The sequence below is a fragment of the Roseibium sp. SCP14 genome, assembly GCF_040329475.1.
Lineage (GTDB): Bacteria > Pseudomonadota > Alphaproteobacteria > Rhizobiales > Stappiaceae > Roseibium.
The window spans coordinates 21,509-46,333 of record NZ_JBDZYH010000012.1 but is presented as its reverse complement, the minus strand read 5'-3'; the positions used below and the strand labels follow the sequence as shown (position 1 = coordinate 46,333).

Annotated in this window: 20 protein-coding genes; 10 read left to right on the top strand and 10 right to left on the bottom strand. The window is 57.8% G+C overall.

Annotated elements, in window-relative coordinates:
- Positions 1-22: 22 nt before the first annotated feature.
- Genes ABLQ08_RS29715 through ABLQ08_RS29695 form a run of 5 tightly spaced genes read right to left on the bottom strand, consistent with a single transcriptional unit; the run spans position 23 to position 6,600 of the window.
- A complete protein-coding gene (locus tag ABLQ08_RS29715; protein WP_352950106.1) occupies positions 23-1,576 on the bottom strand; it encodes an indolepyruvate oxidoreductase subunit beta family protein in 1,554 nt (517 codons plus the stop codon).
- Positions 1,576-3,726, bottom strand: a complete 2,151-nt coding sequence (locus ABLQ08_RS29710; protein WP_352950104.1) for an indolepyruvate ferredoxin oxidoreductase subunit alpha — start codon at positions 3,724-3,726, stop codon at positions 1,576-1,578. Before ABLQ08_RS29710 ends, ABLQ08_RS29715 begins: the two co-directional genes overlap by 1 nt.
- A 21-nt stretch (positions 3,727-3,747) precedes the next feature.
- Complete coding sequence (locus ABLQ08_RS29705; RefSeq protein WP_352950102.1) at positions 3,748-4,242, bottom strand: MarR family winged helix-turn-helix transcriptional regulator; 495 nt, start codon at positions 4,240-4,242, stop codon at positions 3,748-3,750.
- A complete protein-coding gene (locus ABLQ08_RS29700) occupies positions 4,239-5,795 on the bottom strand; it encodes a phytoene desaturase family protein (RefSeq protein ID WP_352950100.1) in 1,557 nt (518 codons plus the stop codon). The genes ABLQ08_RS29705 and ABLQ08_RS29700 overlap by 4 nt, the downstream gene beginning before the upstream one ends.
- A gap of 10 nt (positions 5,796-5,805) precedes the next feature.
- Complete coding sequence (locus ABLQ08_RS29695; RefSeq protein ID WP_352950098.1) at positions 5,806-6,600, bottom strand: cyclase family protein; 795 nt, start codon at positions 6,598-6,600, stop codon at positions 5,806-5,808.
- Between the two features lie 112 nt (positions 6,601-6,712).
- On the opposite strand from ABLQ08_RS29695, the gene ABLQ08_RS29690 reads away from it, so the two are divergent.
- From ABLQ08_RS29690 to ABLQ08_RS29650, 9 genes are all read left to right on the top strand, one after another.
- Positions 6,713-8,281 (top strand): phytoene desaturase family protein, encoded by a 1,569-nt coding sequence (locus ABLQ08_RS29690; protein WP_352950096.1) that lies wholly within the window; start codon positions 6,713-6,715, stop codon positions 8,279-8,281.
- Between the two features lie 52 nt (positions 8,282-8,333).
- Positions 8,334-9,860: an ABC transporter substrate-binding protein gene (locus tag ABLQ08_RS29685; protein WP_352950095.1), complete on the top strand. Its 1,527-nt coding sequence runs from the start codon at positions 8,334-8,336 to the stop codon at positions 9,858-9,860.
- A 105-nt stretch (positions 9,861-9,965) separates the two neighbouring features.
- Complete coding sequence (locus tag ABLQ08_RS29680; protein ID WP_352950093.1) at positions 9,966-10,976, top strand: ABC transporter permease; 1,011 nt, start codon at positions 9,966-9,968, stop codon at positions 10,974-10,976.
- Positions 10,969-11,820: an ABC transporter permease gene (locus ABLQ08_RS29675; protein ID WP_352950091.1), complete on the top strand. Its 852-nt coding sequence runs from the start codon at positions 10,969-10,971 to the stop codon at positions 11,818-11,820. Before ABLQ08_RS29680 ends, ABLQ08_RS29675 begins: the two co-directional genes overlap by 8 nt.
- Positions 11,817-12,683 (top strand): ABC transporter ATP-binding protein, encoded by an 867-nt coding sequence (locus tag ABLQ08_RS29670; RefSeq protein ID WP_352950089.1) that lies wholly within the window; start codon positions 11,817-11,819, stop codon positions 12,681-12,683. The genes ABLQ08_RS29675 and ABLQ08_RS29670 overlap by 4 nt, the downstream gene beginning before the upstream one ends.
- 9 nt (positions 12,684-12,692) lie before the next feature.
- A complete protein-coding gene (locus ABLQ08_RS29665) occupies positions 12,693-13,496 on the top strand; it encodes an ATP-binding cassette domain-containing protein (protein ID WP_352950087.1) in 804 nt (267 codons plus the stop codon).
- 192 nt (positions 13,497-13,688) lie between these two features.
- A complete protein-coding gene (locus tag ABLQ08_RS29660) occupies positions 13,689-15,119 on the top strand; it encodes an NfeD family protein (protein WP_352950085.1) in 1,431 nt (476 codons plus the stop codon).
- Between the two features lie 2 nt (positions 15,120-15,121).
- On the top strand, positions 15,122-15,898 hold the full coding sequence (locus ABLQ08_RS29655; protein WP_352950083.1) for a slipin family protein: 777 nt from the start codon (positions 15,122-15,124) through the stop codon (positions 15,896-15,898).
- Positions 15,899-16,037: 139 nt separating this feature from the next.
- The gene (locus ABLQ08_RS29650) at positions 16,038-16,973 is read left to right on the top strand and encodes an AraC family transcriptional regulator (protein ID WP_352950081.1); all 936 of its coding nucleotides are present in this window, start codon (positions 16,038-16,040) and stop codon (positions 16,971-16,973) included.
- Positions 16,974-17,011: 38 nt separating this feature from the next.
- Here the strand turns inward: ABLQ08_RS29650 and ABLQ08_RS29645 are convergent, their stop codons facing one another.
- The 5 genes from ABLQ08_RS29645 to ABLQ08_RS29625 form a co-directional block, all read right to left on the bottom strand.
- Positions 17,012-19,207 (bottom strand): TonB-dependent siderophore receptor, encoded by a 2,196-nt coding sequence (locus ABLQ08_RS29645; RefSeq protein ID WP_352950079.1) that lies wholly within the window; start codon positions 19,205-19,207, stop codon positions 17,012-17,014.
- 318 nt (positions 19,208-19,525) lie between these two features.
- The gene (fhuB, locus tag ABLQ08_RS29640) at positions 19,526-21,505 is read right to left on the bottom strand and encodes a Fe(3+)-hydroxamate ABC transporter permease FhuB (RefSeq protein ID WP_352950078.1); all 1,980 of its coding nucleotides are present in this window, start codon (positions 21,503-21,505) and stop codon (positions 19,526-19,528) included.
- The gene (locus tag ABLQ08_RS29635) at positions 21,502-22,383 is read right to left on the bottom strand and encodes an ABC transporter substrate-binding protein (RefSeq protein WP_352950076.1); all 882 of its coding nucleotides are present in this window, start codon (positions 22,381-22,383) and stop codon (positions 21,502-21,504) included. The genes fhuB and ABLQ08_RS29635 overlap by 4 nt, the downstream gene beginning before the upstream one ends.
- Positions 22,373-23,182: an ATP-binding cassette domain-containing protein gene (locus tag ABLQ08_RS29630; RefSeq protein WP_352950075.1), complete on the bottom strand. Its 810-nt coding sequence runs from the start codon at positions 23,180-23,182 to the stop codon at positions 22,373-22,375. Before ABLQ08_RS29630 ends, ABLQ08_RS29635 begins: the two co-directional genes overlap by 11 nt.
- A 364-nt stretch (positions 23,183-23,546) precedes the next feature.
- A complete protein-coding gene (locus ABLQ08_RS29625; RefSeq protein WP_352950073.1) occupies positions 23,547-23,720 on the bottom strand; it encodes a hypothetical protein in 174 nt (57 codons plus the stop codon).
- Between ABLQ08_RS29625 and ABLQ08_RS29620 the strand changes: the two genes are divergently transcribed.
- Complete coding sequence (locus tag ABLQ08_RS29620) at positions 23,719-24,819, top strand: efflux RND transporter periplasmic adaptor subunit (RefSeq protein WP_352950071.1); 1,101 nt, start codon at positions 23,719-23,721, stop codon at positions 24,817-24,819. The genes ABLQ08_RS29625 and ABLQ08_RS29620 overlap by 2 nt on opposite strands.
- Positions 24,820-24,825: the final 6 nt, after the last annotated feature.

Here is a 24,825-nt window from a genome sequence, read left to right as displayed (position 1 = left end):
ACATCTTAAGGTCACGTTCAGCTCAGTTCACAAAGCTCTCGATGGTTTTCAGCGCGCCATCCAGCTCGGTGCCTTTTTCGTCCTTAAGCGCAGCTTCGCGCAGACGCGCGACCCATTGCGGCCCGTCTTCCCGGCTTTCAACCAGTCTTGCCCCCGACAGAACCTTGTCGAACTTCGACAGGCCGCGCGCGTGCGTGTCTGAATATCCCTTGATCAGGCGGCGGCAGCGGAGAATCTCGACGGCCATGTCATAACGATCCGGCAGATAGCCTGAGACCATCTTCAGCCAGTCCTCCAGGTGATCCTGCTCCATCCTGTGCCTGAGAGTTTTGCGCCGCCACCCCCTCAATCCACCAAGGAAATAGAGCATGGCAAATCCGCGCAGACTGTCGGTGCGAATTCGGCGCCCCCGATTGAACCAGCGGTCGATCCGTTTCATCCAGGCCGGGTCATTTTCCAGCTTACGGCCTGTTCTTTCCGGAAGAAGACCGACGATTTCCTCAGCGCGAGGATGAAGGTAATCGATCAGCTGCATCACCTTCTCGTCGCCTACCCGCATCTCGTTCTCGATCCGGTCAAACCGCTGTGCCCGCGTCTTCAGATCGGCAACCCGGATCACGTCGTCATAGGCCATCGCGTTTGCGATGTATTTCGCGGCTTCCCGGGACAACTCGAAGCCCTTGTCGGAACTGTCCAGGCGTATGAGTACCTCAACTCGGTCCAGATACTCTTTACCGTAGGTGTCGTCCTGAAAATCGACGACTTTCACAAGCCCTGCCCGCGCCATCTCCCGAACCGGTTCAGGCAGTGCTGCAATACGCGCCTCCAGTTTCGCCCATGCGTTCTGACTGGTCTGAGGACCTTTGGGTGCAACGATTTCCTGACTGGCGACAGGCACTTCGTCAGCCGGGGCCGGCTCACCGCTTTGCGCAAGCTCGTATCCTGCAGCAAATGCCCGCAAACTGGCATCAACCCCTTTGCCGCTCGCGCGAATTGCCTCTTCGAATGCCGCGCGCTCGAACGGCAGCGCTTCGGAGCCGGCGAGGGCCCCGAACAGAGACGCAGAAATCACCGACCCAACACTGACGGCCGCAACGTCCATGTCAGCAAGTATGAGCTTATGCGCAGCAACCTCTGCCGCAGCCTTCACCTCATCGGACGACGCCATGCCATCACCGGGCACCGTTTTCTCCGACACCGCCAACATCCGGTGGGTCGATGCGATCAAGGTGGTGCGATCCGGGGTTACAAACCCGCGCATGATGGCACGCCCAGCCTCCATCAGCTCCGCTGCGATCATGATGTCAACATCACCTGCGGAAGGCGCCAGCGAGAACACCGGCGAAGCAATATCACCCGGTGCCATCTCGATATAATAGATGGTGGCCCCAGTTCGCTGCGCGACACCGGCAACACTCGTTGCCTGGCAGTGATATCCTTGCGCGCGGGCAAGGGACTCGATCCAGTTGGTCAGGACACCGCCGCCCTGTCCGCCGACGGCAAGAATGGCAAGTTTGATGATGCCGTCCAGGGCAGGATCAGTCGGCTGAGCATCAAGTGGCAAAGCTAAAGACATCAGACGCCCTCCCCGGTGAAGGTCAGGCGACGGCTGGCCCGGCGCTCCTGAAGCCAGGAGATGATTTTCTTTCGCACGCCCGACAGCCAGGTTTCAAAGCCGGACGGATTGTGAACCACCCGCGCCTCGTAGAAGGATGGACACAGAATTGCGGCATCTGCGACCTCACCGCAGTTGCCGCAGCCGACACAGGACTGATCGATATGCGCGACCGGATCATCACGCAGCGGATCATCGAGCGTCTTCAGTGACAGGGAAGGACAACCTGACAGGCGAATGCAAGCGTGGTCTCCCGTGCAGACATCCTGATCGACGCCGAAACGCGGCTGCTCGACCCTTTGCCCGTTGGCGATGGCCTTGTTGCGCTGCGGCTTTTCCCGCCGCTGGCGATTGAGCATGCATTCCGACGAGGCAACAATCACCTTCGGACCGCTGTAATCCGTGGTCAAGGCCTCGCGAATGGTCTCGCGCATCTTGGTGACGTCATAGGTGCGGTCAATCTGGCGGATCCACTCCACACCCGCACCCGCAAGAGCTTTTGCGATCGGATTGTTGGTCGACTTGGTCTTGTTTTCGGCACGGCTCGACGGGACATCCTGCCCGCCGGTCGCAGCCGAATAATAATTGTCGACAATGATCGCAACACTGTCGGACTTGTTGAACACCATGTTGCCGATGGACGAGCTGAGACCATTGTGCCAGAAACCGCCATCGCCGAGGATCGAAATTGCCCGCCGTTTTCCTCCACCGTCAAACGCCGCATTGGAGGCGGGCCCCAAGCCGTAGCCCATGGTCGATCCACCGATTTCAAACGGTGGAAGGCAGGCAAAAAGATGACAGCCAATGTCACCGGTGATCTGGTGCTTGCCCAGCTCCTGTTCGGCCAGTTTGAGCGAAGCGAAAATCGGCCGCTCGGGACACCCGGTGCAAAAACCCGGAGGACGGATCGGCACAGTCTTGCTCAGGTCCGGCAGCTCAGGCTTTGGCGTGTTCGGGGCCAGAACCTTGCCCGGCAACAGATCGGGTGCATGGCGGCGAACGAAAGCCTCCAGACCGTCAAACATGATCTGCCCGGTATATTCCCCGGCCTTCGGGAAAATGCCCTTGCCTTCCAGACGCGTGGTTGCGCCTTCCTTGTAAAGCATCGCGCCAAGCTGCTGCTCGATGAACTCCGGTTGACCTTCCTCGACGAGCAGCACGGCTTCCTTGCCCGCGCAGAAGTCCAGAAGGTCAGATTTCACAAGAGGATAGGTTACGTTGAGTACGTAGAGCGGAACGGAGGTGTTGCCGCTGATATCCGCCAATCCGAGCCGCTGCAAGGCACGGATGACACTGTTGTACATACCACCAAGGCAGACGATCCCGACCTTGCCGGTGTCTGGCCCGAACCGCTCGTTGAGCTTGTTTTCCAGAATGAATTTTTCAGCGGCCGGCCAGCGATTGTCGACCTTGTCGTGTTCGTGAGCGTAAGACATCGGCGGCAGAACGACCCGATTGAAATCACGCTGCGGATTGGCAAGGGCGTCTTTCACCGACAAAGGTGGCTGTACGTTGTCTTTGGTATCGAAACTTCCCGTCACATGGCAGGACCGGATCCGCACCATGAGCATGACCGGTGAATTGCTTGCTTCAGACAAAGCAAAACCATCGCCAACCGCCTTGACGATGGATGGCAGATTGGGGCGCGGATCAAGCAGCCAGAATTGAGACTTCATGGCAAAGGCGTAGGAGCGCTCCTGCATGATGGAGGAGCCTTCGCCATAATCCTCGCCGACGATGACCAGAGCGCCGCCATTGACGCCGGAGGAAGCCAGGTTGGCCAGAGCGTCGGAAGCAACATTGACGCCGACGGATCCCTTGAAAGTTACCGCTCCGCGGATGGGATAGTGAACAGAGGCTGCCAGCATGGCGGCTGCAGCCGCCTCGGAGGCGTTGGCCTCGAACCGGATGCCAAGTTCGCCCATGAGGTCTTCGGCATCGGCAAGAACATCCATGAGATGGGAGATGGGAGCACCCTGATAGCCGCCGACATACCCGACGCCGTTTTCCAGGAGCGCCTTGGTGATGGCAAGAATGCCCTCGCCCGTGAAAACGTCCCCTGTTCCTTTGCGAAGATGCTCTACCTCAGCCTTGAACGACCTTTCGGCCATCGGCTCCTCCCTACGCGGTCACTATATCGGATGCTTGCGCACGTTCTTCAAAATGGCCTGCAACGTCGCCACGAACGCCCGTTGGTCGGCCTCGCTGATGCCGCGAAACATTTGCTGATAGGCCGTTGCCAGATGCGGCCAGAGCATGTCGTGGGTTTCGCGGCCCTTTGACGTCAGGTGAATCCGGACTGCCCGGCTGTCTTCCCGGTCGGTGACCCGCTGAACCAGCCCGTCGCGTTCCAGGGCGTCAAGGGCTCGGCTGAGCGTCGATGTTTCGACAACCGCGTAAATCGCCAGATCCCGGATCAACAGACCATCAAGGACGGACAAAACGGCAAGCGTCCGCATCTTGGGCGTTGTCAGCCCGAGCTTGCCCATCTCATCCCTGAGCGCGGCGTTGTAACGCCCCATGATACGGTTCATCAGGTAGGGCGGGAAATTCTCAAGTCCAATCTCGCCCAGCCGGGGAACGCGGGCATTCTCTTCAGTGAGCTCCAGCCCGTCTTCGTCACTCATGCACCCATCCTCTTCGCCAGATTATATCCGGAGCCGCCTCCAAGGCCCGGACCCGGATGGGTCGACGCGCCGATCATATGGAGGTTCCCGATTGTGGTGGCGCTATTAATGGAATGGGTGAAGGGGCGCCAGATGAAAAATTGATCAATGGTGCAGGCGCCCCCATAAGGGTCGCCGCCGACAAGATTGATGTTGAGGTCGTTGAGATCCGCAGGCGAGTAGGTCCGCCGGGCCAGCTTTATCTGATCGAAATTCCGGATGTGCTTGCGCAAGATGCCTTCCAGCCTGTCGGCAAAGGCTTCCCGCACCGCTTCGGTCCATTGCGGCCCGGTTGCGATTTCGCCTGCGGCATCGCCCTTTATGACACGCGGTGCATCGGGCACCTGCAGCCATAAAATGGCTTTTCCCGCGGGGACACGGGACGCATCAAGCCGGTGCGGCTGGCCAACGCAAATGGTCGGCGTTTCAGGCAACAGGCCGCGCTCCGCCTCGTTTGAAGATTTCGACACACTGTCGATGCCGTCGCACAGATGGATAAGGGCTACGTCATCCAATCCATCCGAAATCCAGTCAGGTTCACCGTCGAGGGCATAGTGCAGCTGAAAGTTTCCGCGGCCGTATCTGTAGCTGCCTGTCTTTTCGGGCGCGTGCGTTTTATCCAGAAGGCGCTGGTAGAGCTGCGTCGGCGTGACCGACGCGATCACCGACTTTCCGTCGATTGTCTCGCCGTCGGCTGTCTCGACCCCGACGGCCTGTCCGTTCCTGACGACGATACGCGCGACATCAACACCTGTTCGAACTTCGCCGCCTTTTTCTTCAATCAGCTTCCGGAAGGCTTCAGGAACGGTTCCGGCACCACCTTTCGCAATCGGCGCGCCGGCAGCTTCCAGGGCAAATGCAATCACGCGGCCCATCTGACCTGAATATGTGCTTTCCGGCGTCAAGCCTGTGTGAAGCACCCAGGGTGCCCAAAGTGCCTGAACCGTTTCACTTTGATAGCCGTTATCGAGCCAGGCACGCGCCGGTTGAAGCGCATCACCGAACCAGGATTTCAGCCCCTTCAATCCGCGCTTCCACGCCTGCTTGGCGACGAGCCTGGCCATCTTGCCCGACCAGAGCGGATTGCCCAGCAAGGCGAACAGGAACTCTGCGTCCGCTTCGATGCCGCCGACATCGGCGTCATGCTGCTTGCCGTCACCTTTGTTCAATGCGTCGAACGCAGCGACATTCGCCGCTCGATCCATTGTCAACACCGCCGACTGACCACCCGGTCGCAAAACCGCGGTCGGATGTGGCGTATGGCAGAATTCAAGGCCATGCCGGCCAAGATCTTCCGCCAGCTCGCCATACGCAGGTGACGTCAGAAACAACACGAAAGTAGCGGCCATCACGTCATGCCGGTATCCGGGCAAGGTGATTTCCTCGGTCCGCATGCATCCGCCAAGATGCTCCGAACGCTCGAGCAGAAGCACGGACTCGCCCTTGCGCGCCAGCAAGGCTGCCGCGACTAGGGCGTTGATTCCGGAACCGATGATCAGATGCGGTGCGGACACGAAGCCGGCCTCAGGTTCTTGTTGGAACCAGCGCCAGCGCGCGGATCGGGCTGCCTGTGCCCCGCTCGATCTTCAAAGGAGCCGCGATCAGGATCGCACCCTTTGCCGGCAGCTTGTCGAGATTGGCAAGCGATGCCAGACCGAAACAATTGTCCCGGTGCAAAAGATTGTGTGCCGGATAGGGAGGCTCCATGCCTCCGGCCTGACCGGCATCCGTTCCGATGCACTGGGTTCCCCAACCAACAATCTTCTTCGACAGGAGATAGTCGATGGCATCGGGTGTCGGCCCCGGACTGTGCGGACCGGTTTCATCGGCATTCAGGAACAGACCCTCATCGTGGGCACGCTTGTCCCAGTCGGTGCGCATGACGACCCATTCGCCGGCGCCGATTTCGCCATGTTCGGCTTCCCAGGCCTTGATCAGGTCGGCGGTCAGAAGGAAGTCGGCATCTTCAGCGCTTTCCTTCGAGCAATCGATCACATTGACCGGCGCCACCAAACGCTGAACGCTGAGCGTGTCGGTAAAGCCGTCCTCATAATCCTTGCCGGTGATCCAGTGATGCGGGGCATCGAAATGCGTGCCGGAATGTTCTCCCAGAACCATCCAGTTCCAGGCAAAGAAAGGTCCGTCGGAATCGTATTCGCTGATCTTGTGAATTTCGACCTTGGGGGTGTTCTTGGCAAAATCAGGTGGCAGTTGAAGAATGGGAGTATTGGGTCCCAATACGCCCGAGCAGTCCACCACTTCGATCTCGCCGGACAGGATCTTTGACCCGAGTCCGCTGAGCGCGCTCTCTGCTGACATCTCTCGTTCCCTCTGTACCTCTGTGGCCTGTCGGCTCGTTATCGCAATTCAATGCTAGACAGATTTATTTGTATTTGCAATTATCTATTTCGAGGGGACAAGGACTTGCACGATGGATGAGACACTGGACGGCGTGATCATCGGCAGCGGACACAACAGTCTGGCCTGCGCCGTACATCTTGCGGCCAAGGGCTGGAAGGTTGGTGTCTTCGAACGCGCGGCAATCCCGGGCGGAGCGGTCAAGACAGGCGAATATACCCTTCCAGGGTATCGCCATGACTGGGCGGCCATGAACCTTTCCCTGTTTGCCGGCTCCGGGTTTTGCAAGGAATATGGTGACGAACTTGGTCGTCACGGTTTGGAGTTCGTTGCCGCATCCAATTGTTTCTCTTCTGTTTTTCCGGACGGATCGTGGCTTGGGGTCAGCAATGACATGGAAACGACTGCAGGCCGGATCGAGACTCTCAGCCCTCAAGACGCAAAAGTCTGGCGGGATCTCAGCGCGAAATTTCCGGCCACCGCAGATCCATTGATCGGCCTCCTTGGCAGTCCTGCAAAAAAACGTGCGTTTGCATATATCTTCTTTAAAGAGTGGCGAAAGACCGGTGCGGCAGGCGTTCTGGATCTTGGGCGCTTTCTATTGTCGTCACCGCGTGATTGGCTAAACGAGACCTTTGTGTCCCCCAAGGTCCGCGCCCTGCTTGCGGCCTGGGGAATGCATCTGGATTTTGCCCCGGACATCGCCGGCGGTGCGCTCTTTCCCTATCTGGAAGGCATGGCCAATCAGGCATTCGGCATGGTGCTTGGCAGGGGCGGGGCGGAAACGGCGATCAAGGCGATGACCGCCACGCTGGAAGCCAAGGGCGGTTCGCTCACCTGCAACGCGGAAGTTTCTCGCATTCTGGTCGAGAATGGCCAGGCAAAGGGCATCGAGCTTGCAAACGGCTCAAAGATCTTTGCGCGCAAGGCAGTGATCGCCAATGTGGCGCCCAAGAACCTCCTGAAACTGACGGGCCGCACCGGCAACCAGCGTTATGACACTGGATTGGAGAAGTCCGCACATGCGCCGGGCACGATGATGATCCATCTGGCGCTTGATTCATTGCCCGACTGGAAGGCGGGCGAAGAACTCAAGACTTTTGCCTATGTTCACCTGGCACCGGATCTCAACCAGATGGCCAGAACCTACGCCCAGGCGCAGGCCGGCCTTCTTCCCGACGAGCCGATCATCGTATGCGGTCAACCGACCGCAATTGATCCGAGCCGGGCTCCGGACGGAAAACACGTTCTCTGGCTGCAAGTTCGCATGGCGCCGGGCGACATCAGGGGTGATGCTGCCGGTCAGATCACAGCCACCGACTGGGCAGAGGCAGGCGAACCGTTCGCAGAACGCGCCCTCGATATTCTGGAGCGTTATGCCCCGGGGACGCGCTCAAAAATTCTGGGTCGCCATATTGTGACACCCGCCATGCTGGAGGCGGACAACCCCAATCTGGTTGGAGGAGACCAGATTTGCGGAAGTCATCACCTGACCCAGCACTTCATGTTCAGGCCTGTTCGCGGTTTTGCGGACGGAAGCACGCCGGTTGGAAACCTGTTCCACACCGGGGCTGCCGTCTGGCCGGGGGCAGGCACGGGAGCCGGGCCCGGATATCTGCTCGCGCAAAAACTGGCCGGATAGCGAAAACAAGAACAGTCCCGGCGTCTGAAAACAAGAATGGGGAACAGTGACAATGAATGTTTCGAGACGCACGCTTTTGAAAAGTGCGGCCGCCAGCGGGTTGCTGACGGCTGTTTCAACGCCTGCCTTTGCAAGCGACATCGATGAACTGGTTATCGCCTACAACGTCAATCTGCCCAGCTGGGACCCGACGGTCGGTCCGTCTGCGGTGAACCCAACGATCCAGGGCATCTATCAGTCTGTCTTCGACATGTTCATCCATCAAAACCCCGATCTCAGTTTTGGTCCGGGTATCATCACCGAATGGGGCTGGAATGACGACAAGTCCAAGATCTGGATGGATGTGCGCGAAGGCGTGACCTGGCACAATGGCGATCCACTGACACCGGAAGATGTCGTCTGGTCACTGGAGAGAGCCGGAAACCCGGACACCGGCAACCCGATCCAGTTCATCTGGGGCAAGATCGGCAACTTCCAGATCGACGGCAACCGTATCACCGCGGACGTCAAGGAATACGAGCCGACAATCTTCAAGTGGATGAGCTTCCTGACCGGCTATGTCCTGCCGAAGAAATATTACGAGGAAGTCGGACCAGAAGGCTTTGAGGCCAACCCGATCGGAACAGGGCCTTACATGGTCGACAAGTTCGAGCGCAACGCGTTCGTTCGCCTGAAGGCCAACGAAAACTACTGGGGCGGCGCACCGGAGTTCAAGACGGTCACGATCAAGTTCGTCACCGACGCTTCCAGCCGAACCTTCGAGGTCATGTCCGGCAATGCCCATGTCACTCTGGAGATGCCCTATGAGGAATTCGACCGGCTGAAGGAACAGAACGGCATCGTCGGCACGGCAGCACCGATCTCCGATATCGGCATGATCTTCATCAATGATGTCGAGCCGATGAACGATCCGAACGTGCGCAAGGCAATGGCCCATGCCATCGACAAGAAGACCATCATCGAGCGTCTTCTGTCCGGTTATGGCGTTGCCATCGATACGCTCCAGACCCCGGATTATACGGCCTATGATCCGTCGATCACGGTGCCGTACGATCCGGAGAAAGCCAAAGAGCTGCTTGCCGCCTCCGGTTACGGTCCGGACAATCCGGTCAAGTTCAAGATCCAGACAACACGTGGTTTCAAGCCAAAGGACTACGAAATCATTCAGGTGATCGTCGGCCTCTGGCGCAAGGTCGGCATCGAGGCGGAAATCGAAGTCTACGAGATCGCGAAACATTACGAATTGCGGGCGGCCGATACGCTCGCTCCGGCGGCGTTCTACAACTGGGGCAATGCCATCGGCGATCCGACCACGTCCACCGGCTTTGCAATGTTCGGCCCGTCACCGCATTCGGTCTGGGACGGCGAAGAGCTGATGCAGAAGATCCTTCCGCTTTGGGGTGAAGCCGACGAGCAGAAGCGCATCGACGGCTGGAAGGACGTTGACCGCCACATTGCAGAGAACGCCTTGGTCTTGCCGCTCATACAGTATGTGCAGCCCATACTGCATAGCGACAAGGTCAAGGTGACCCCGCATGCATCCGGTGCACTTCTGCCGCATCTGATGACCCGGTCCTAACTTCAGGAAAATTTCCTACTCGCCTTCGCCGCAGTACCCGCACCAACTTGCTCCTTAGGGTGCTGCGGCGGCTTTTTTTCCTGAAAAACGGGCTTTTTCATCATCATGCCAATCGTGCGTGCGCTGTTGACGCGTTTAGCCACTACAATTGTCACCCTTCTGGGGGCCGCGGTTATCGTATTTTTCGTGATCCGGATCGTGCCGGGAAACCCGATTGCGATGATGCTTCCCCCCGGCGCCACCGAGGCGGACATCGCACGTCTCAAAACGCTTTACGGTCTCGACAAGAGCATCCCTGAACAGTTCTGGATCTGGATCACCAATGTGCTGCAAGGTGACTTCGGAACATCCATCACGACCCGGCAGCCGGTTTACGATCTGGTGATCGGACGGCTGCCGGCCACGCTGGAACTGTCGGTCATGGCACTCATGATCGCGGTCCTTCTGGGCGGAACAGCCGCATTGACGGCAACTCTCTATCGCGGCACCCGGGTGGAAGGCGGAATTGACGTTGCAGGTGGAATGGCGCTCTCCTTGCCGGATTTCCTCTGGGGTCTCGCGTTGATCCTGCTGTTCGGCGTCCTTTGGCCGTTGTTCCACATTTCGGGCCGGGTATCCCCATCCCTCGGCTTCGACTTCCATTCGAACTTCTTCCTGTTCGAAGCTCTGATACGTCTTCGGTTTGATGTCGTGCTCGACCTTCTCGGCCACATGCTGATGCCTGCACTCGCGCTGGCTCTGCCCTTGGCAGCCATCATTCTTCAGCTTCTCAAGCAATCGCTGAAGGAATGCATGCATGACGACTACATCACCCTTGCAAGAACCAAAGGCTATTCGGAAACATCGATCATCACCCGCGATGCCCTGCCGAACGCGATCCTGCCGACGCTTACGCTGATCGGTGTGCAGTTCACCTTCCTGATCGGCGGCACCGTGATCATCGAACGTCTGTTTTCCTATGAAGGCCTGGGCAACATGGCAATCGATGCCGTGATCAATCGGGATCTGCCGCTCATTCAGGGCATCGTCCTGGTGTTCGCTCTGCTCTTCACACTCGTAAATCTGCTGGTTGACATGACCTATGCCGCATTGAACCCGAGACTGCGCCATGCGTGATGCTCGTGGACAAATTCGCCGTCTGCCTGGCCTTCGCCTATGGCTGAGCGGAACCTGGCTGCTTCTGCTTGTACTGGCAGCGGTCTTCGCCCCGATGATCAGCCCGCATGATCCGCTGGAGCAGGATCTATTTGCTGCGCGACTACCACCTTTCTGGGAACAGGGAGCCGACCCGTCCTATCTGCTTGGAACGGATTCTCTCGGCCGTGATCTGTTGAGCCGGATGCTTTACGGCGCAAGGCTTGCATTGACTGTTGCCCTGATCGCCGGAACACTGACCTGTCTCGTCGGCGCAACGCTTGGTCTGATCGCAGGCTTTTACCGGGGTTGGGCCGATCTGGTGATTTCACGCCTTGTCGACATCTGGATGGCGTTTCCACCCGTTCTTTTCGCGATCCTTCTGATCGCGGTTCTCGGCACCGGCCTGACGTCCATTATCATCGCCATCGTCGTGATCGACTGGACCCGGTTTTCGCGGGTTGTGCGTGCGGAGGCAATGAGCCAGGGGGCCATGGACTATGTCGCCTCAGCGCAAGTGGCCGGGCGCACCCGCCTTGGCACCGCGATTACCGAAATCCTGCCCAATGTCCTGCCCACCATCGTTGCACTGCTGACTCTGGAAATGGGGATTGCCGTGATTGTGGAAGCAATCCTGAGCTTCGTGAACCTTTCCATTTCAACTGATGAACCGACCTGGGGCGGCATGATCGCCGAGGGGCGGACATCGATCTACCAGGCCTGGTGGGTGCTTGTTTTCCCACTTTTTGCCCTTTTCCTGACGGTGCTGAGTTTTTCCCAGCTTGGAGAAGGCCTGAAGGAACATTTCGATCCGGTGCTGCGATGAATTACCTGTCCATCCGGGACCTGACGGTCCGGCTCAGCAATGGCCTGCCTCTCCTGCGCAAGGTGTCCCTTGACGTCGAGGCGGGTGAAGTTCGCGCACTTGTCGGTGAAAGCGGCGCGGGCAAGAGCATGATCGGCAAGGCTGTTCTCGGCATTTTGCCGCGGGCTGCAAGGCTCACCGGCGGAGCGATCCTTCTTGACGGTGAAAACCTCGAAACTTTGTCGCCAAAGGAACGTCGCCAACGGATCGGTGCCAAGGTTGCCCTGATCCCGCAGGACCCACTGACGGCCTTGAACCCATCCCGTCGGGTCGGGCCGCAGATTACGGATCGGCTCGTGGATATTCTCGACTGGAAACGCGACGAAGCCGAAGCCCGTGCGCTGGAGCTCCTGAACGAAGTTCACATCCAGTCGCCCGACCGGGTCATGAAGTCCTATCCGCATGAACTCTCCGGTGGCATGCGGCAGCGCATCCTGATCGCCTCCGCCTTTGCGGCCGAACCGAAGCTGATCATTGCGGACGAACCGACAACCGCGCTTGATGTGACCGTGCAGAAGCAGATCCTCAAGTTGATCCGCGAGATGCAGGAACGGCATCAGACCGCCCTGCTTTTTGTCACGCACGATCTCGGCGTGGTTTCCAAAATCAGCCAGTCGCTGACCGTGCTTTATGCCGGCAAGGTCATTGAGGAAACGAGCGTCCGTTCCTTCTTTGCCGGACCGAAACATCCCTATTCCAGGGCCCTTCTGGCGGCAACACCCAAATACACAGATCCGGACGGCTCGCTGATGCCCGTGCCGGATAGCGTGATCAGCGCGGTGGAACGGGAAGTTGCTGCCTTCGATGAGCAATTGAACGGGTGAGTAAGCCGCGTGAGTGAAATGATCTACCAACTGCAGGACCTGAAGGTTTCCTTTGCCGATCTTTCGCGCAAACCCCTGCTCGGAGCCGCGCCCCGCACCGAAGTTCTGAAAGGGCTCTCCTTCGATATTCCCAAGGGCGAAGTTCTCGGAATTGTCGGCGGATCGGGGTCAGGAAAATCGACGCTCGGGCGCGCCCTGATCCGACTGATCGAACCGGACGCGGGTTCGATCCGCTTCGAGGGGACGGACATTGCTCACATGAGCGAAAACGAGTTGCGGCCGCTGCGCAGGCGTTTCCAGATGATTTTTCAGGACCCGATGTCCTCGCTGAACCCGCGCAGGCGGGTCGGTGGCATCATCGCCGGTCCGTTATCGCTGCAAGGGTTCGACAACATTGCGGCCCGGGTAGATGAAGCGCTCGACATGGTCGGATTGCCACGACAGTTTGCCGCCCGCTACCCGCACGAACTTTCGGGCGGGCAGAGACAGCGTGTCGGCATTGCCCGTGCAATCGCGCTCAAACCGGACTTCATTCTGGCCGACGAAATTGTCTCGGGTCTCGATGTTTCGTCCCAGGCCCAGATCCTCAACGTCCTGGAAACGCTGGTGCGCGAACTCGGTCTGACCCTGGCATTCATCAGTCACGACCTGTCGGTGATCCGGCGCCTGTGCACCCGCATACTTGTTCTTTATCAGGGCGAGATTGTCGAAAACGCGCTGACGCCCGAATTGTTCTCCAATCCGAAAGCTGCCTACACCCGCACGTTGCTCGACGCAATCCCCCTTCCCGATCCGGATCAGGTCTGGAGCTGAGGTCGGCATTTTGTCTTTGGCAATGCCGGAATTTCGAGCATCGCGTTCACCGTCGGAGACACTCCTTTAGTGTCCCGGCCTCAAGAAAAATCCGAAAATTGGCGAACTCGTCTCCCGCATTGATGACCTTCGGTTCCCCTCTCCATTGTTGATTGCCCTCCTGCGCCATATAATACCGTTCAGGAGACGAATGTGAGAGTTCTCAAGCGATTGCGTCGTCTCATTGCCGCGGCGGCAATCCTGGGTGTGACATGGTCCCCAACGGCGGCGCAAAATAAAGACATATCTGATACCGGTTCGGTTCTGCTGATGACCGCGATTGAGGGGCCCATCGGTCCGGCGACCGTGAAACACGTCACGCGTGTCATCGACCTTGCCGAGGAGCGAGATGCGTCAGCGATCATCCTGGCCCTCAACACACCGGGCGGTCTTGCCGATTCCATGCGCGAAATCATCTCCGCTATACTCGGCTCGCCGGTTCCCGTCATCGGATACGTATCCCCCGCAGGGGCACATGCCGCCAGCGCCGGGACCTACATCCTTTATGCGACACATGTCGCGGCGATGGCACCGGCTACCAATCTCGGCGCAGCAACTCCGGTGAAATTCGGCGGATTTCCCGAGAGAATTCCAAACGAGGAACGCGAAGAGAGCAAATCAGGAGATACAGAACAGGACGGTTCTCCAGAGAGCGGCGCGGGTATGATGGCGCCCGAAGATGCGATGACCGCCAAGATGACCAACGATGCAGTGGCTTTGATCCGAGGCCTGGCAGAGATGCATGGCCGCAACGCAGAATGGGCGGAAAAGGCCGTTCGTGAAGCAGCCAGCCTTTCGTCCCGATCTGCCCTGGAAATCAATGTGATCGACATCGTGGCCGGGAACACCGATGAACTTCTCGCAGCTGCTGACGGGCGGGTTGTCGAGATCGGCGGAAACAAACAGACGCTTTCGATCGCGGGACTGCCGATCGAGACGGTCGAAATGGATTTGATCACGCGGATCCTGAGCGTGCTGTCAAACCCCAATGTTGCGCTTATCCTGATGATGATCGGTGTATACGGACTGATCTTCGAGTTCTGGAACCCGGGTGCGATTGTGCCGGGAGTGGTCGGAGCAATCAGCCTCACGCTTGGCCTTTATGCGCTCAACATGCTTCCGTTCACCTATGCCGGACTTGCGCTTATCGGCCTCGGCGTTGCGTTCATGGTCGTCGAGGCGATGACGCCGACAATCGGCGTACTCGGCATCGGAGGGCTCATCGCCTTCGTTTTCGGAGCTTTCATGCTGATCGATACGGATGCACCGGGTTTCCAGGTTTCCTGGTGGCTGATCGGCACACTGGCGGCTGCGAGCGGTGCAATTCTGGTGCTGCTGCTCGGGTATCTGCTCCGCGCCTACCGCCACGCGCCCGTCAGCGGGCGAGCCCAAATGATCGGAGCAATGGCAAACGTGATCGAATGGCATGGCTCCGAAGGCTTTGTCTGGACGGAAGGCGAACGCTGGCATGCAACGGGAGCCAAGGATCTCAGCGCCGGACAGGTGGTGCGCGTTCGTGATGTCGAAGGTCTCACACTGATTGTGAATGCCGCATCGGACCTGCAACCGGAAAGGAAGCGCTAGCCATGGAAACACAGATAGTCGACTTGATTGCCCCGCTCCTGATCGTGGCCTTCGCGATCTTCGTGCTCTATCACGCCGTGTTCATTTTCCGCGAATATGAGCGCGGTGTCGTCTTCACCTTGGGACGGTTCACGCGGGTCAGCGGACCTGGATTCGTGCTCCTGATCCCGTTCATCCAACAGGTGGTGCGCACCGACTTGCGCATGTTCGTCGAGGATGTGCCAAGCCAGGACGTGATCAGCCGGGACAATGTCTCGGTCAAGGTGAATGCAGTGATCTATTTCCGCATCGTCGATCCACAACGCGCGATCATCAATGTCGCCGACTATTCGGCAGCTGTCAGCCAGCTGGCCCAGACAACGCTGCGCTCAGTGCTCGGCAAACACGAGCTGGATGAAATGCTGGCGGAACGCGACAAGCTGAATGCCGACATTCAGGAAATCCTCGACCGTCAGACGGATGCCTGGGGCATCAAGGTGGCGAATGTCGAGATTAAGCATGTCGACATTACCGAAAGCATGATCCGCGCAATCGCCAAACAGGCGGAAGCCGAACGGCTGCGCCGGGCGCGGGTCATCAATGCGGAAGGCGAACAACAGGCCGCAGCAAAGCTGGTCGAGGCCGGTGACATGCTGTCCCGTCAACCCAATGCGATGAAATTGCGGTTCTTCAACGCACTCAACGACATTGCCAACGACAAGACCAGTACAATCGTGTTTCCATTGCCGCTCGACCTTCTGCCGACAGCACCGGGCAAACCGGACGGAGAAGGCGAGTGATTGAGATCGGATGTTGAGGACTTCTCAATGATTTTTTTGACTGAAATGGAGTAGAACAGGCGGAAATTGTTCTCCGATAGCGTCAGGTTCGTTGTCCGGAGAAGCCAACGCACCGTCTTTTCTTGGACTAAGACTAAACATGACAAACTGCGACACCCGATCCGTTCTTCCGGGCGAATTTCTCACGGCCCATGGAACGCATCGCTACTACACTCATGAAACAGACGATACAGACAGACTGATTGACGATCTGATCGGCAAAATGGATCGGCTGTTCGCATTTGAGGCCGCGTATTCGGAACCCTTTTACGAAGGGTTCCATGCCCACGATCTCGGTCAGGTCACCTACATATTGTCGGGCATGGTCACCTTCGCCACAGAAAGCAGGTCGTTTGCCGTCCCCGCGGGCCACATGATCTGGATCCCGAAAAATCAGGTCCACTCTGCCGAAGCTCTGCGTGACGTGCATTTCGTCAGTGTCTACGCGAATGAAAATGAGCTGAGCGGCCTACCTCAACTTTGTCAGGTTTGCGAAGCATCCGAGCTGCTGAAGTCCATCTTTGAGCGTTTGATCAGTCACCAGATCCGCCGCGACAAAGGACCGGTCTACGATGCGTTGATCTTGCTGCTGTTTCATGAGATTTGCTCAATTCAATCCGTCGACCTTTCCGTCCGGATGCCGCAGGACACCCGACTGCGTAGGATTTGCGAGGAAGTCTTGCGCAATCCTTCGGCAACGATGTGCAAAGTCGCATTGGCTGGCGTCGGTAATGTCAGCGTCCGTACGATGACCCGTCTGTTCAAGTCCGAACTGAACATGACCTTCACCGAGTGGTTACATCAGGTTCTGATCATCGCTGCCGTTCAAAAACTGGGCACCGAAACGAATGTTGCCAACATCGCCACGGAACTTGGTTACGAAAGTCCCTCAGCCTTTACAGCAATGTTCAAACGGCAAATCGGACAGACACCTTCCGAATTTGCCGCCCGACTTAGCCGCAAATCACCGCAAACGAAAAGCCTGGCCAGTGCACGGCAAGCCCCTGATGGCTTGCAGAACAGTCTGCGTGACTGATCACTTGCCGCCGGATCGATCTTGCCTGCGCTCCGACATCAGAATTTGGTGCTGATCGACAGGCTGATCCTGCGGCGTTCGCCATCTGTGCAACCGTAGCTGTCGTAACAGACGCCATAGTATTCTTCATCGAACAGGTTGGTGACGCCGAGATAGACCTCGAACTGGTCGATCTCATAGCGCAAGGAGGCGTCTGCGATTGCGTAGCTCGGCGTCTCACGCAAATTGTACTGTGTCGAGTAGGCTGAGGAATTGAAACGGACACCTGCCCCAACCGACAGGCCTTCAACCAGGTCCGAAACATCATAGTCCAGCCAGGCCGCAAACTGGTGCGGCGGAGCCATTGCGTTTTCGTTGCCAATTTTGGCTGGATCCGAGGACTTGGTGATTTCGGTATCCAGATAAGTATAGGCCAGAACCCCTTGCAGATTTTCGGTTATCCGTCCGCGAGCCTCCAGCTCGATACCGCGGGAGCGTACTTCTCCGGCCTGTGTGAAACTGCTGAATGTCGGGTCGTTCAAGTCATAGTCCTTGACATTCGTCTTGCGCAGATCGAACGCCGCGGCGCTCACCATCAGGTCTCCTGATGGAAACTCATATCGAAGCCCTGCTTCCCATTGCTTGCTCTTGGATGGATCAAGCGCGTTTCCGTCAATGGTCTTACCGAAGTTCTGGACGAAACCTTCTGTATAGCTGGCGTAAGGGATCAAACCATTTTCGAATTGATGCGTCACGCCGATCATTCCGGTCAGTGCGCTGTTGAACTGGCTTTGCCTGCTGTCGCTCTTCAGATCCTCGACCTCAGTTTCAAACCAGCTTTGGCGCAGACCGAACGTCAGGGTACTTCCGAAATCGAATTTCATGTGATCCTGAAAGAACAGGCCTGTCTCCAGATAGGTATTGCGCGTTGAAGTGGATGTCGCGGGATCGCTTACCGGGAAATCGAGGTTCGGGTCATTCCAGGACACGTCATAAAGGCTGTAGTCCAGATATTGCGTGACATCGTATCTGTTGTGCTGAAGATCCGCGCCGGCGATGAAACTGTTCTCGCCAAGCGCATGGGAAGTCTTCCACTCCAGATTATTGCCGAACCCGATTGATCTGGCGTCTTCGTCGTTTCGGAACGCGTAGTAGTGAAGGCCGGACTGGTCTGCATAGGAATAGTCCAGCTGCCCGTAGTCGGTCGATTGTGCAGCGTATCTGAACTTCTGGTTAAAGGTGAAACCGTCACCGAAGCCATGGGTAAGTTCCCATCCCAGGGAGGCCTGTTCCGTATCGAAGTGGTTGTAATCCGATTGCTTTCGCGAATAATCGTCAGGCAGGCTGCCCCAGGCCGTGTCGTAATCCTCGCCCGCGATCGGATAAAAATTGATCGGTGTCAGTTCGTCCTTCTGAAGGTGCGCCAACAGGGTCAGGGAGGTGTCGTCGGTCGGAGCCCAGGTCAGACTGCCCGCAAGAAACGCCCGATCGTTTTCCGAATCCTCGATTTCGGTTTCGCCATTCCGGTAAAGCCCGGTCACCCGGACAGCGACGGTTCGCGCTTCGTTGACGACATTGGACCAGTCAAAGGCTCCTTCAAACGTGTTGTTGCTGCCATAGCCCACGCGTGCTTCTCCGAGATGTTCAAAGACAGGTCGTTTTGTCACCAGATTGACCATCCCGCCCGCGTCGTTCGAACCATAGAGAACACCAGCCGGACCGCGCAAAACATCAATACGCTCCACCATGTACGGATCGGTCGTAAAGCCGTTGAAACCCAGAACTTTTTGCGGCAGTCCATCGCGGTAAAGCGAGTTGGAACCAATATCGAAACCACGGATCGAAAACTGGTCGAAACGGTCATCCGTTCCCCAAGTCGATGGGTTGATGCCCGGAACATACTTGATCGCATCTTCGACCTGGCGCGGCCGTCTGGCCTCCAACTCTCCCGAAGTGACAACGGAAATCGATTGCGGCACTTCACTCAATGGAACACCTGCCGTGATGCCTGTCTCGGTTGCCGGAGCAAGATACCCATCGACAGAACCGGTAAACATCAGCCTGTCCTGAATGACAATCGGCAGAAGATCCACGACAGCGTCTTCGTCCTGGCCGAAGACGGATCCGGTTGCTCCGAGCAGGACGGCCAGCGCGGTGCCCGAAATCAGGTCTACTCGCAAAGCGCGTCGCGACGCTGATCTCTTGTCGAAGGTGATGGTTGAGGTCTTGATGCCGGTCGAGACACGTTCGCACATTTCAAGCGCAGCCTTTCGGTAGTGTTTGGCGGAAACTGAAGCCCAAAGGCGCGTCGGTTGCGCTCGGGCTTTCTCATACCTGGCTGAGCTGGGCGGTGGCGGATGTCACCAAGCCGTCGTTGGCGGGGGTTTCACGCCGTTATAGGCTGGGAAACTTTGGGAGATTGTCTTGAATGGGCCCAATGATATTGCGTTTGGGCCAAGTATCCCGGTGCAACTCAAGAACACTCATCTTCAGGTTGCTTCCCGGATAAGATCCTTTTCCTTCGGCGCTCGGAAAGCCGAACACCAACTTTACGGTTCTGCAATTGCGACGCGTCAGCGTGTGCGGCGGCTTAAGAGCACCATCAGGAAAGGCGTCCCGACAAGGGCGGAAATCAGCCCTGCAGGCATTTCATAGGGGAAATAGCCATAACGGCCGATCCAGTCGGCGGTGATCATCAGACTTGCACCGGCAGATGCAGCAATGAATATCTGTGCCCCGGCTCTGACAAAACCGAGCTGACGGGCGATATGCGGCGCCATCAGTCCGATGAAACTGAGCGGCCCGACGGAAAGCGTCGCGGCAGCCGTCATCAAGCCCGCAAGACAGAACAGTATCCCCCTCGCCCGACTGATCGGAACCCCAAGCGCGCTTGCGGCACCCGGTCCGAGTTCGAGAAGATCCAACCAGCGAACCAATGCCAACGACAGCCCGAACAGCACGACGGAAAAGCACGCCAGGAACAGAGTGCTCGCTCCGGTCGCTCCATATGTGGAGCCGCTCATCCATCGCAGCAGCAGGAGTGAACGCAGATCGCCGGTGGCGGCCAGGGCACCAATCAATGCGTCGAGCAAGGCAGTAAACGCAATCCCTGCCAACACCATGCGCTCCGCCTGAAATCCGCTTTTCCGGTTCATGAGAAGAATGAGCCCCATGATTGCAAATGCGCCAATGGTGGCACAGACAACGAGGAGGCCGGTCTGGCTTGGTGTCAGAAAGAACACGCCAAAGGCGAGACCCAGCATTGCCCCGGAGCTCACCCCGAGCACTTCCGGGCTTGCCATATCGTTTCCGGAAAGCCGCTGCAGGATGACACCTGCAATGGCAAGCATGACACCGGAGGCGGCCGCGCTGACAACACGCGGCGTGCGTAACTCGAACAGCAAATCGAAAGCAGGACCGGAGAAGATCAGCTCCCATCCACCCATCGCCGTTCTGCCGAAGACGATGCTACCGACCAACAGCGACGCGGGTAGCAAAATACCGAGGGTCACCGTCAAAGGTACTGGCGCTGCCCAGCGCCGGATTGCCACTTGACGTGCCTCGGGCGCCTGCAGGGATTTTGTCTTTCGCAGGAGCAAAAGCAGCAGCGGGCTTCCCAAAAGCGCCGTAACCGCGCCGGTGGGAATGAAATTCGACAGGGGACCGGCGAGCAACTGAATGGCGTTATCGGTCAGAAACAGCAGGGAACTGCCGACCAGGGTCGACCAGACAATCTGACTAACAATCGTTCGTGCTCCGGCAAGCCGCGCTAGGGCGGGAGCGGCCAGGCCGATGAAGCCGATGACACCGACCGCGCTGGTCACGATAGCAGCCAGGCCGACAGCAAGCGCGACCGTCAGGGCTCGAAGGCGACCGGGTGTTGCTCCAAGAGCCTTTGCCGCTTCATCGCCCACGCTCAATATTGCGAGGGGGCGAACTAGAAAGCCCGCTGCAATCATCAAAACAAGGAGTTTCGGTGCAAGCCCCATTGGAATGGACCAGTCCTGCTGTGACAAGGATCCGGCCCCCCAGATGAACAGACTGGCCAGGTATCTGTCGTTCAGCAGCGTCAGCAGCGTGGCGGCGGCACCGCAATAAAGACTGACGACCAGGCCGCCGAGCACCAATGTGACTGGAGAAAAATTACGTCTCGAAACAAGCGCAAAAACGAGTCCGGCTGCTACCAGACTACCGGTGGCAGCCACCGCGTCCCGGCTGAAGGCGATCAATCCGGGCGCAAACAAGGTCGCCAGAACCAGTGCCAGATGCGCTCCGGCCGACACCCCGAGCGTCGTTGGCGATGCCAACGGGTTCTTGAGCGCGATCTGCAGCAGAATTCCGGAAAGAGAAAGCGCGCCGCCGCACAAAAGCGCAGTCGCCATACGGGGCAAAGTCGAATAGAGCGCAATCATTCGCTCGATGTCGTATCCAGCCGGGGCGTTCAGCAATGTGGGCAGATGTGTCGATATCAGGAGCCAGCACAGCAGCGCCGCGATCAAAAACAAAAGACCGGAAAGCCAGGGAGCCCGGTTCGGCAAGGCGTGCGCACTCATGCGTTGTTTCCCTCCAGATATTCTGTCAGCAAACGCGCGAAGCGAAGGGCCGACGGAACCATGCCGAATGTCAGCACAGCGGGAAAGACCTCGAAGTTGCCTTCCTGCACAACCGGCATGGATCTCCAGATCGGGCTCGAGGCAAGGGTGGGCCTGATGTCATCGACAATGGGTTCAAAGGCGATGAGATGCATATCGGGCGGTGCCGTGCGAGCGAGCTCTTCAAGTCCGACCGTCGCAAACCCCCAATAATTGGTCGGACGAGTCCAGGCATTTTCAATACCAAGCCGGTCCAGAACATCCTGGTAAAGTCCACTGGCGCCATAAACCCGTACGTGACGGTTATCCATGAAGTTGACCAGAGCGACCGGAGGCTGCTCTTTCGCAGTCAGCCTTTCACGAAAACCATCGAACCGCGCATCTGCATCCGCCAAAAAGGCCTCGGCTTCTTCCTCGATCCCCGCGACCCTGCCCAATTCACGGGTTTCGCGATATGCGTTGCGGAGCGGCGATTTCGTTTCGTCATAGACCGAAACCTTGAAGACCGGTGCAATGGTCTCAAGCCGGTCTCGCAATGCATCCGTATAGGGCGTCGTTATGATCAGATCCGGTCTCAGCGACGCAATCACTTCCAGGTTGACCACCAGGTCCTGCCCGACATTGGCAACCGAAGCAGGCAATTCCGGTTCGACCACCCACCTGTCCCAGTGGTCACTCGACTGCACGCCGACCGGAGGCAGTCCGAGACTGATAAGGGTTTCTGCCGCCGCATAGTCCAGGGAGACGATCCTCGCGTCAGCTGCAGCTATGGCCGGGATGGTCAGGCTTGCGGAAAGACAGCAGATCCCGGACAGAAGATGTCGCCTGTCAATCGACATAGGCAAGTACTCCCTGTCCGGCAGGATGCGGAACGACATTCATTGCGATACCGAACACGCTCTTCAGCACCTGAGAATTCAACAGGCTTTCCGGGTCGGCATTGGCAACACACTCACCATTTTTGAGAGCGATCAACCGGTCGCAATAGCGGGCAGCCATGTTGATGTCGTGCAGCACGACGATGACGGCGAGGCCCCGACTGTGGCTGAGGGTCTTGAGGAGTTCGAGCACTTCCACCTGATGCGCGATATCCAGCGCCGAAATGGGTTCGTCCAGCAGCAGGCACCTTGCATCCTGAGCAACCATCATCGCAATCCAGGCTCGTTGCCGCTCACCACCGGACAGGGTATCAACGAGACGGTCCGCCAGATGAGACATGTCCGTAAGCTGAAGAGCTTCTTCGGTTTTTGCTGCATCGGTTTCGCTGAAGCGCCCAAAGGCGCCGTGCCAGGGATACCTGCCCAGCGCAACCAGCTCCCGAACCAGAAGCCCCTTTGTGGGAGGCGGATCCTGGGCAAGGTAAGCGATCGACCGTGCAAGCGCGCGGCGCTCCCAGGCCAGGACGGGTTTTTCCGAAAAAAGCACCTCACCGGTCGATGATGGCATTTGACCGGCCAGCAACTTGAGCAGAGTCGACTTGCCGGATCCATTATGCCCGATCAGGCCGGTGACCTGAGCTGGACTGAAATCCAGGCCATCAACCGACAAGAGCCGTTTGCCGTCAATCTCGACACTCGCTTTCCTGCATGAAAAGAGAGATTTGGATTTGGTGTCCTGCCCAAAAGAATTTGTGGTCATTGATCCGTACTTCAACCTTCAGCTTCGTCAATTGCGGTTGCATGAAAGAAGACCCTTGGAAAATTGAGGAGTGCCCGGCCTTCATTTCCGTCGTCAGGTCCGAGGTCGTTCGCATTGAATGACGCCTTCAACCTGACTTTTGATAAAGTCCTGCAGTCAATCGCGGTTCTGGATACGCCGGCTTTCAACCGGCTCACCGCGATGCCAACCATCCATCACAAGAAGAGCTGGACAAGGAAGTTGCTTCGGTCCGGCTCGCACCGGAAACACGGAAATCTTTTGAAGAGAGTTGCAGGAGATATCTTGAGGCTGAGGTGGTACTCGGCGTTGTACTGACGCCGGTCTTGCCTTGGCTGCCTGCTTACTACACCAAAAATTCCGGTTCGGTAAGACCGCAATAGCTGGCTTTGAAGCAAGCCGGTTCGCAATGACGGTTCAGATATCGAATTTCACTCTGATCAAATCCCGTCAATTGACCATTCCCGTACAGGGTGTAACTGTAATCTCCGGCAATTTCCGCCAGGAGGTTGGATTTCATGAAGCTTTTTCCAGCTATGGGGGCCTTTCTGCTTCCGGCTCTCATCGGTTTTCCCGCTTTTGCTCAAGACCAAGGTCAGCCTCCCGCGGTTCTGGTCGAGCGCGCCACCAACTCGAAGCCTGGTATGGCAGATGTCTATGTCGGCCGGGTCGAGGCGGTCAGCACGGTGGACATTCATGCGCGCGTCGAAGGCATTCTGGAAAAGCGGGATTTCATCGAAGGGGGCCGTGTCAGGAAGGGCGAAGTCCTGTTTCAGATCGAACAGGGCCTTTATCAGGCGAGTGTCGACAAATCGAAAGCCACGCTTGACGGAGCGAAGGCAACCGCCCGGGACGCGGAACTGGAGCTTGCAAGGCAGAAGGACCTGCTTGGCAAGGGCGATGTCGCGCAGACAACCTACGACGCCGCGGAGGCGGCCTATCTGGCGGATGTTGCCGCAGTCGGAGAAGCCCAGGCCGATCTTGAGACAGCCAACATCAACCTTGGATACACGACCATTTCAAGTCCGATCGACGGCCGGATATCTCGGTCTTCAGTCGATGTCGGCAATCTGATCGGTTCCGACAGCGACGTTCTGGCGACGATCACCAGCATCGACCCGATCTACGTTGTGTTCTACATGAGTGAACGAGATCTCATCCTGAAGCGGCAGGAAGGCCTGGTTAAGGAAAATTCCTCGGTCCTCGATGTCAAACTGCAGCTTTCCGATGGCGCGGCATACAGCTTCGCAGGCCAGGTGGACTACGTCGGCAATCAGGTCGAGACGGCAACGGATACGGTCGCCATCCGCGCGGCTTTCAAGAACCCGAATGCGCTGCTGACACCGGGACAGGTGGTGACCGTCACCTTTGACGATCCGAATGCCGATGAAGTTGTCGTCATTCCGCAAACGGCGATCCAGCTTGATACCAAGGGACACTTCGTCTTTGTGCTGGCAAAGGACAACACGGTTGAGCGCAGAGACGTGAAACTGGGGTTCCAGATCGGCCGCGATTGGGCCGTCGCCTCCGGCCTGAAGGTCGGAGACCCGGTTGTCATACAGGGACTGCAGAAAATTCATGAAGGCGTGAAAGTCACGCCCACCGAAACGCAATCCTGATCGGGA

Bases quoted from the DNA above. Each gene is read 5' to 3' on its own strand.
- ABLQ08_RS29655 (WP_352950083.1), top strand. From the start codon at position 15,122: ATGGAAACACAGATAGTCGACTTGATTGCCCCGCTCCTGATCGTGGCC.
- ABLQ08_RS29625 (WP_352950073.1), bottom strand. From the start codon at position 23,720: ATGAAATCCAACCTCCTGGCGGAAATTGCCGGAGATTACAGTTACACC.
- ABLQ08_RS29710 (WP_352950104.1), bottom strand. From the start codon at position 3,726: ATGGCCGAAAGGTCGTTCAAGGCTGAGGTAGAGCATCTTCGCAAAGGA.
- ABLQ08_RS29690 (WP_352950096.1), top strand. From the start codon at position 6,713: ATGGATGAGACACTGGACGGCGTGATCATCGGCAGCGGACACAACAGT.
- ABLQ08_RS29685 (WP_352950095.1), top strand. From the start codon at position 8,334: ATGAATGTTTCGAGACGCACGCTTTTGAAAAGTGCGGCCGCCAGCGGG.
- ABLQ08_RS29620 (WP_352950071.1), top strand. From the start codon at position 23,719: ATGAAGCTTTTTCCAGCTATGGGGGCCTTTCTGCTTCCGGCTCTCATC.
- ABLQ08_RS29635 (WP_352950076.1), bottom strand. From the start codon at position 22,383: ATGTCGATTGACAGGCGACATCTTCTGTCCGGGATCTGCTGTCTTTCC.
- ABLQ08_RS29650 (WP_352950081.1), top strand. From the start codon at position 16,038: ATGACAAACTGCGACACCCGATCCGTTCTTCCGGGCGAATTTCTCACG.
- ABLQ08_RS29705 (WP_352950102.1), bottom strand. From the start codon at position 4,242: ATGAGTGACGAAGACGGGCTGGAGCTCACTGAAGAGAATGCCCGCGTT.
- ABLQ08_RS29695 (WP_352950098.1), bottom strand. From the start codon at position 6,600: ATGTCAGCAGAGAGCGCGCTCAGCGGACTCGGGTCAAAGATCCTGTCC.
- ABLQ08_RS29715 (WP_352950106.1), bottom strand. From the start codon at position 1,576: ATGTCTTTAGCTTTGCCACTTGATGCTCAGCCGACTGATCCTGCCCTG.
- ABLQ08_RS29645 (WP_352950079.1), bottom strand. From the start codon at position 19,207: ATGTGCGAACGTGTCTCGACCGGCATCAAGACCTCAACCATCACCTTC.
- ABLQ08_RS29670 (WP_352950089.1), top strand. From the start codon at position 11,817: ATGAATTACCTGTCCATCCGGGACCTGACGGTCCGGCTCAGCAATGGC.
- ABLQ08_RS29630 (WP_352950075.1), bottom strand. From the start codon at position 23,182: ATGACCACAAATTCTTTTGGGCAGGACACCAAATCCAAATCTCTCTTT.
- ABLQ08_RS29675 (WP_352950091.1), top strand. From the start codon at position 10,969: ATGCGTGATGCTCGTGGACAAATTCGCCGTCTGCCTGGCCTTCGCCTA.
- ABLQ08_RS29680 (WP_352950093.1), top strand. From the start codon at position 9,966: ATGCCAATCGTGCGTGCGCTGTTGACGCGTTTAGCCACTACAATTGTC.
- fhuB (WP_352950078.1), bottom strand. From the start codon at position 21,505: ATGAGTGCGCACGCCTTGCCGAACCGGGCTCCCTGGCTTTCCGGTCTT.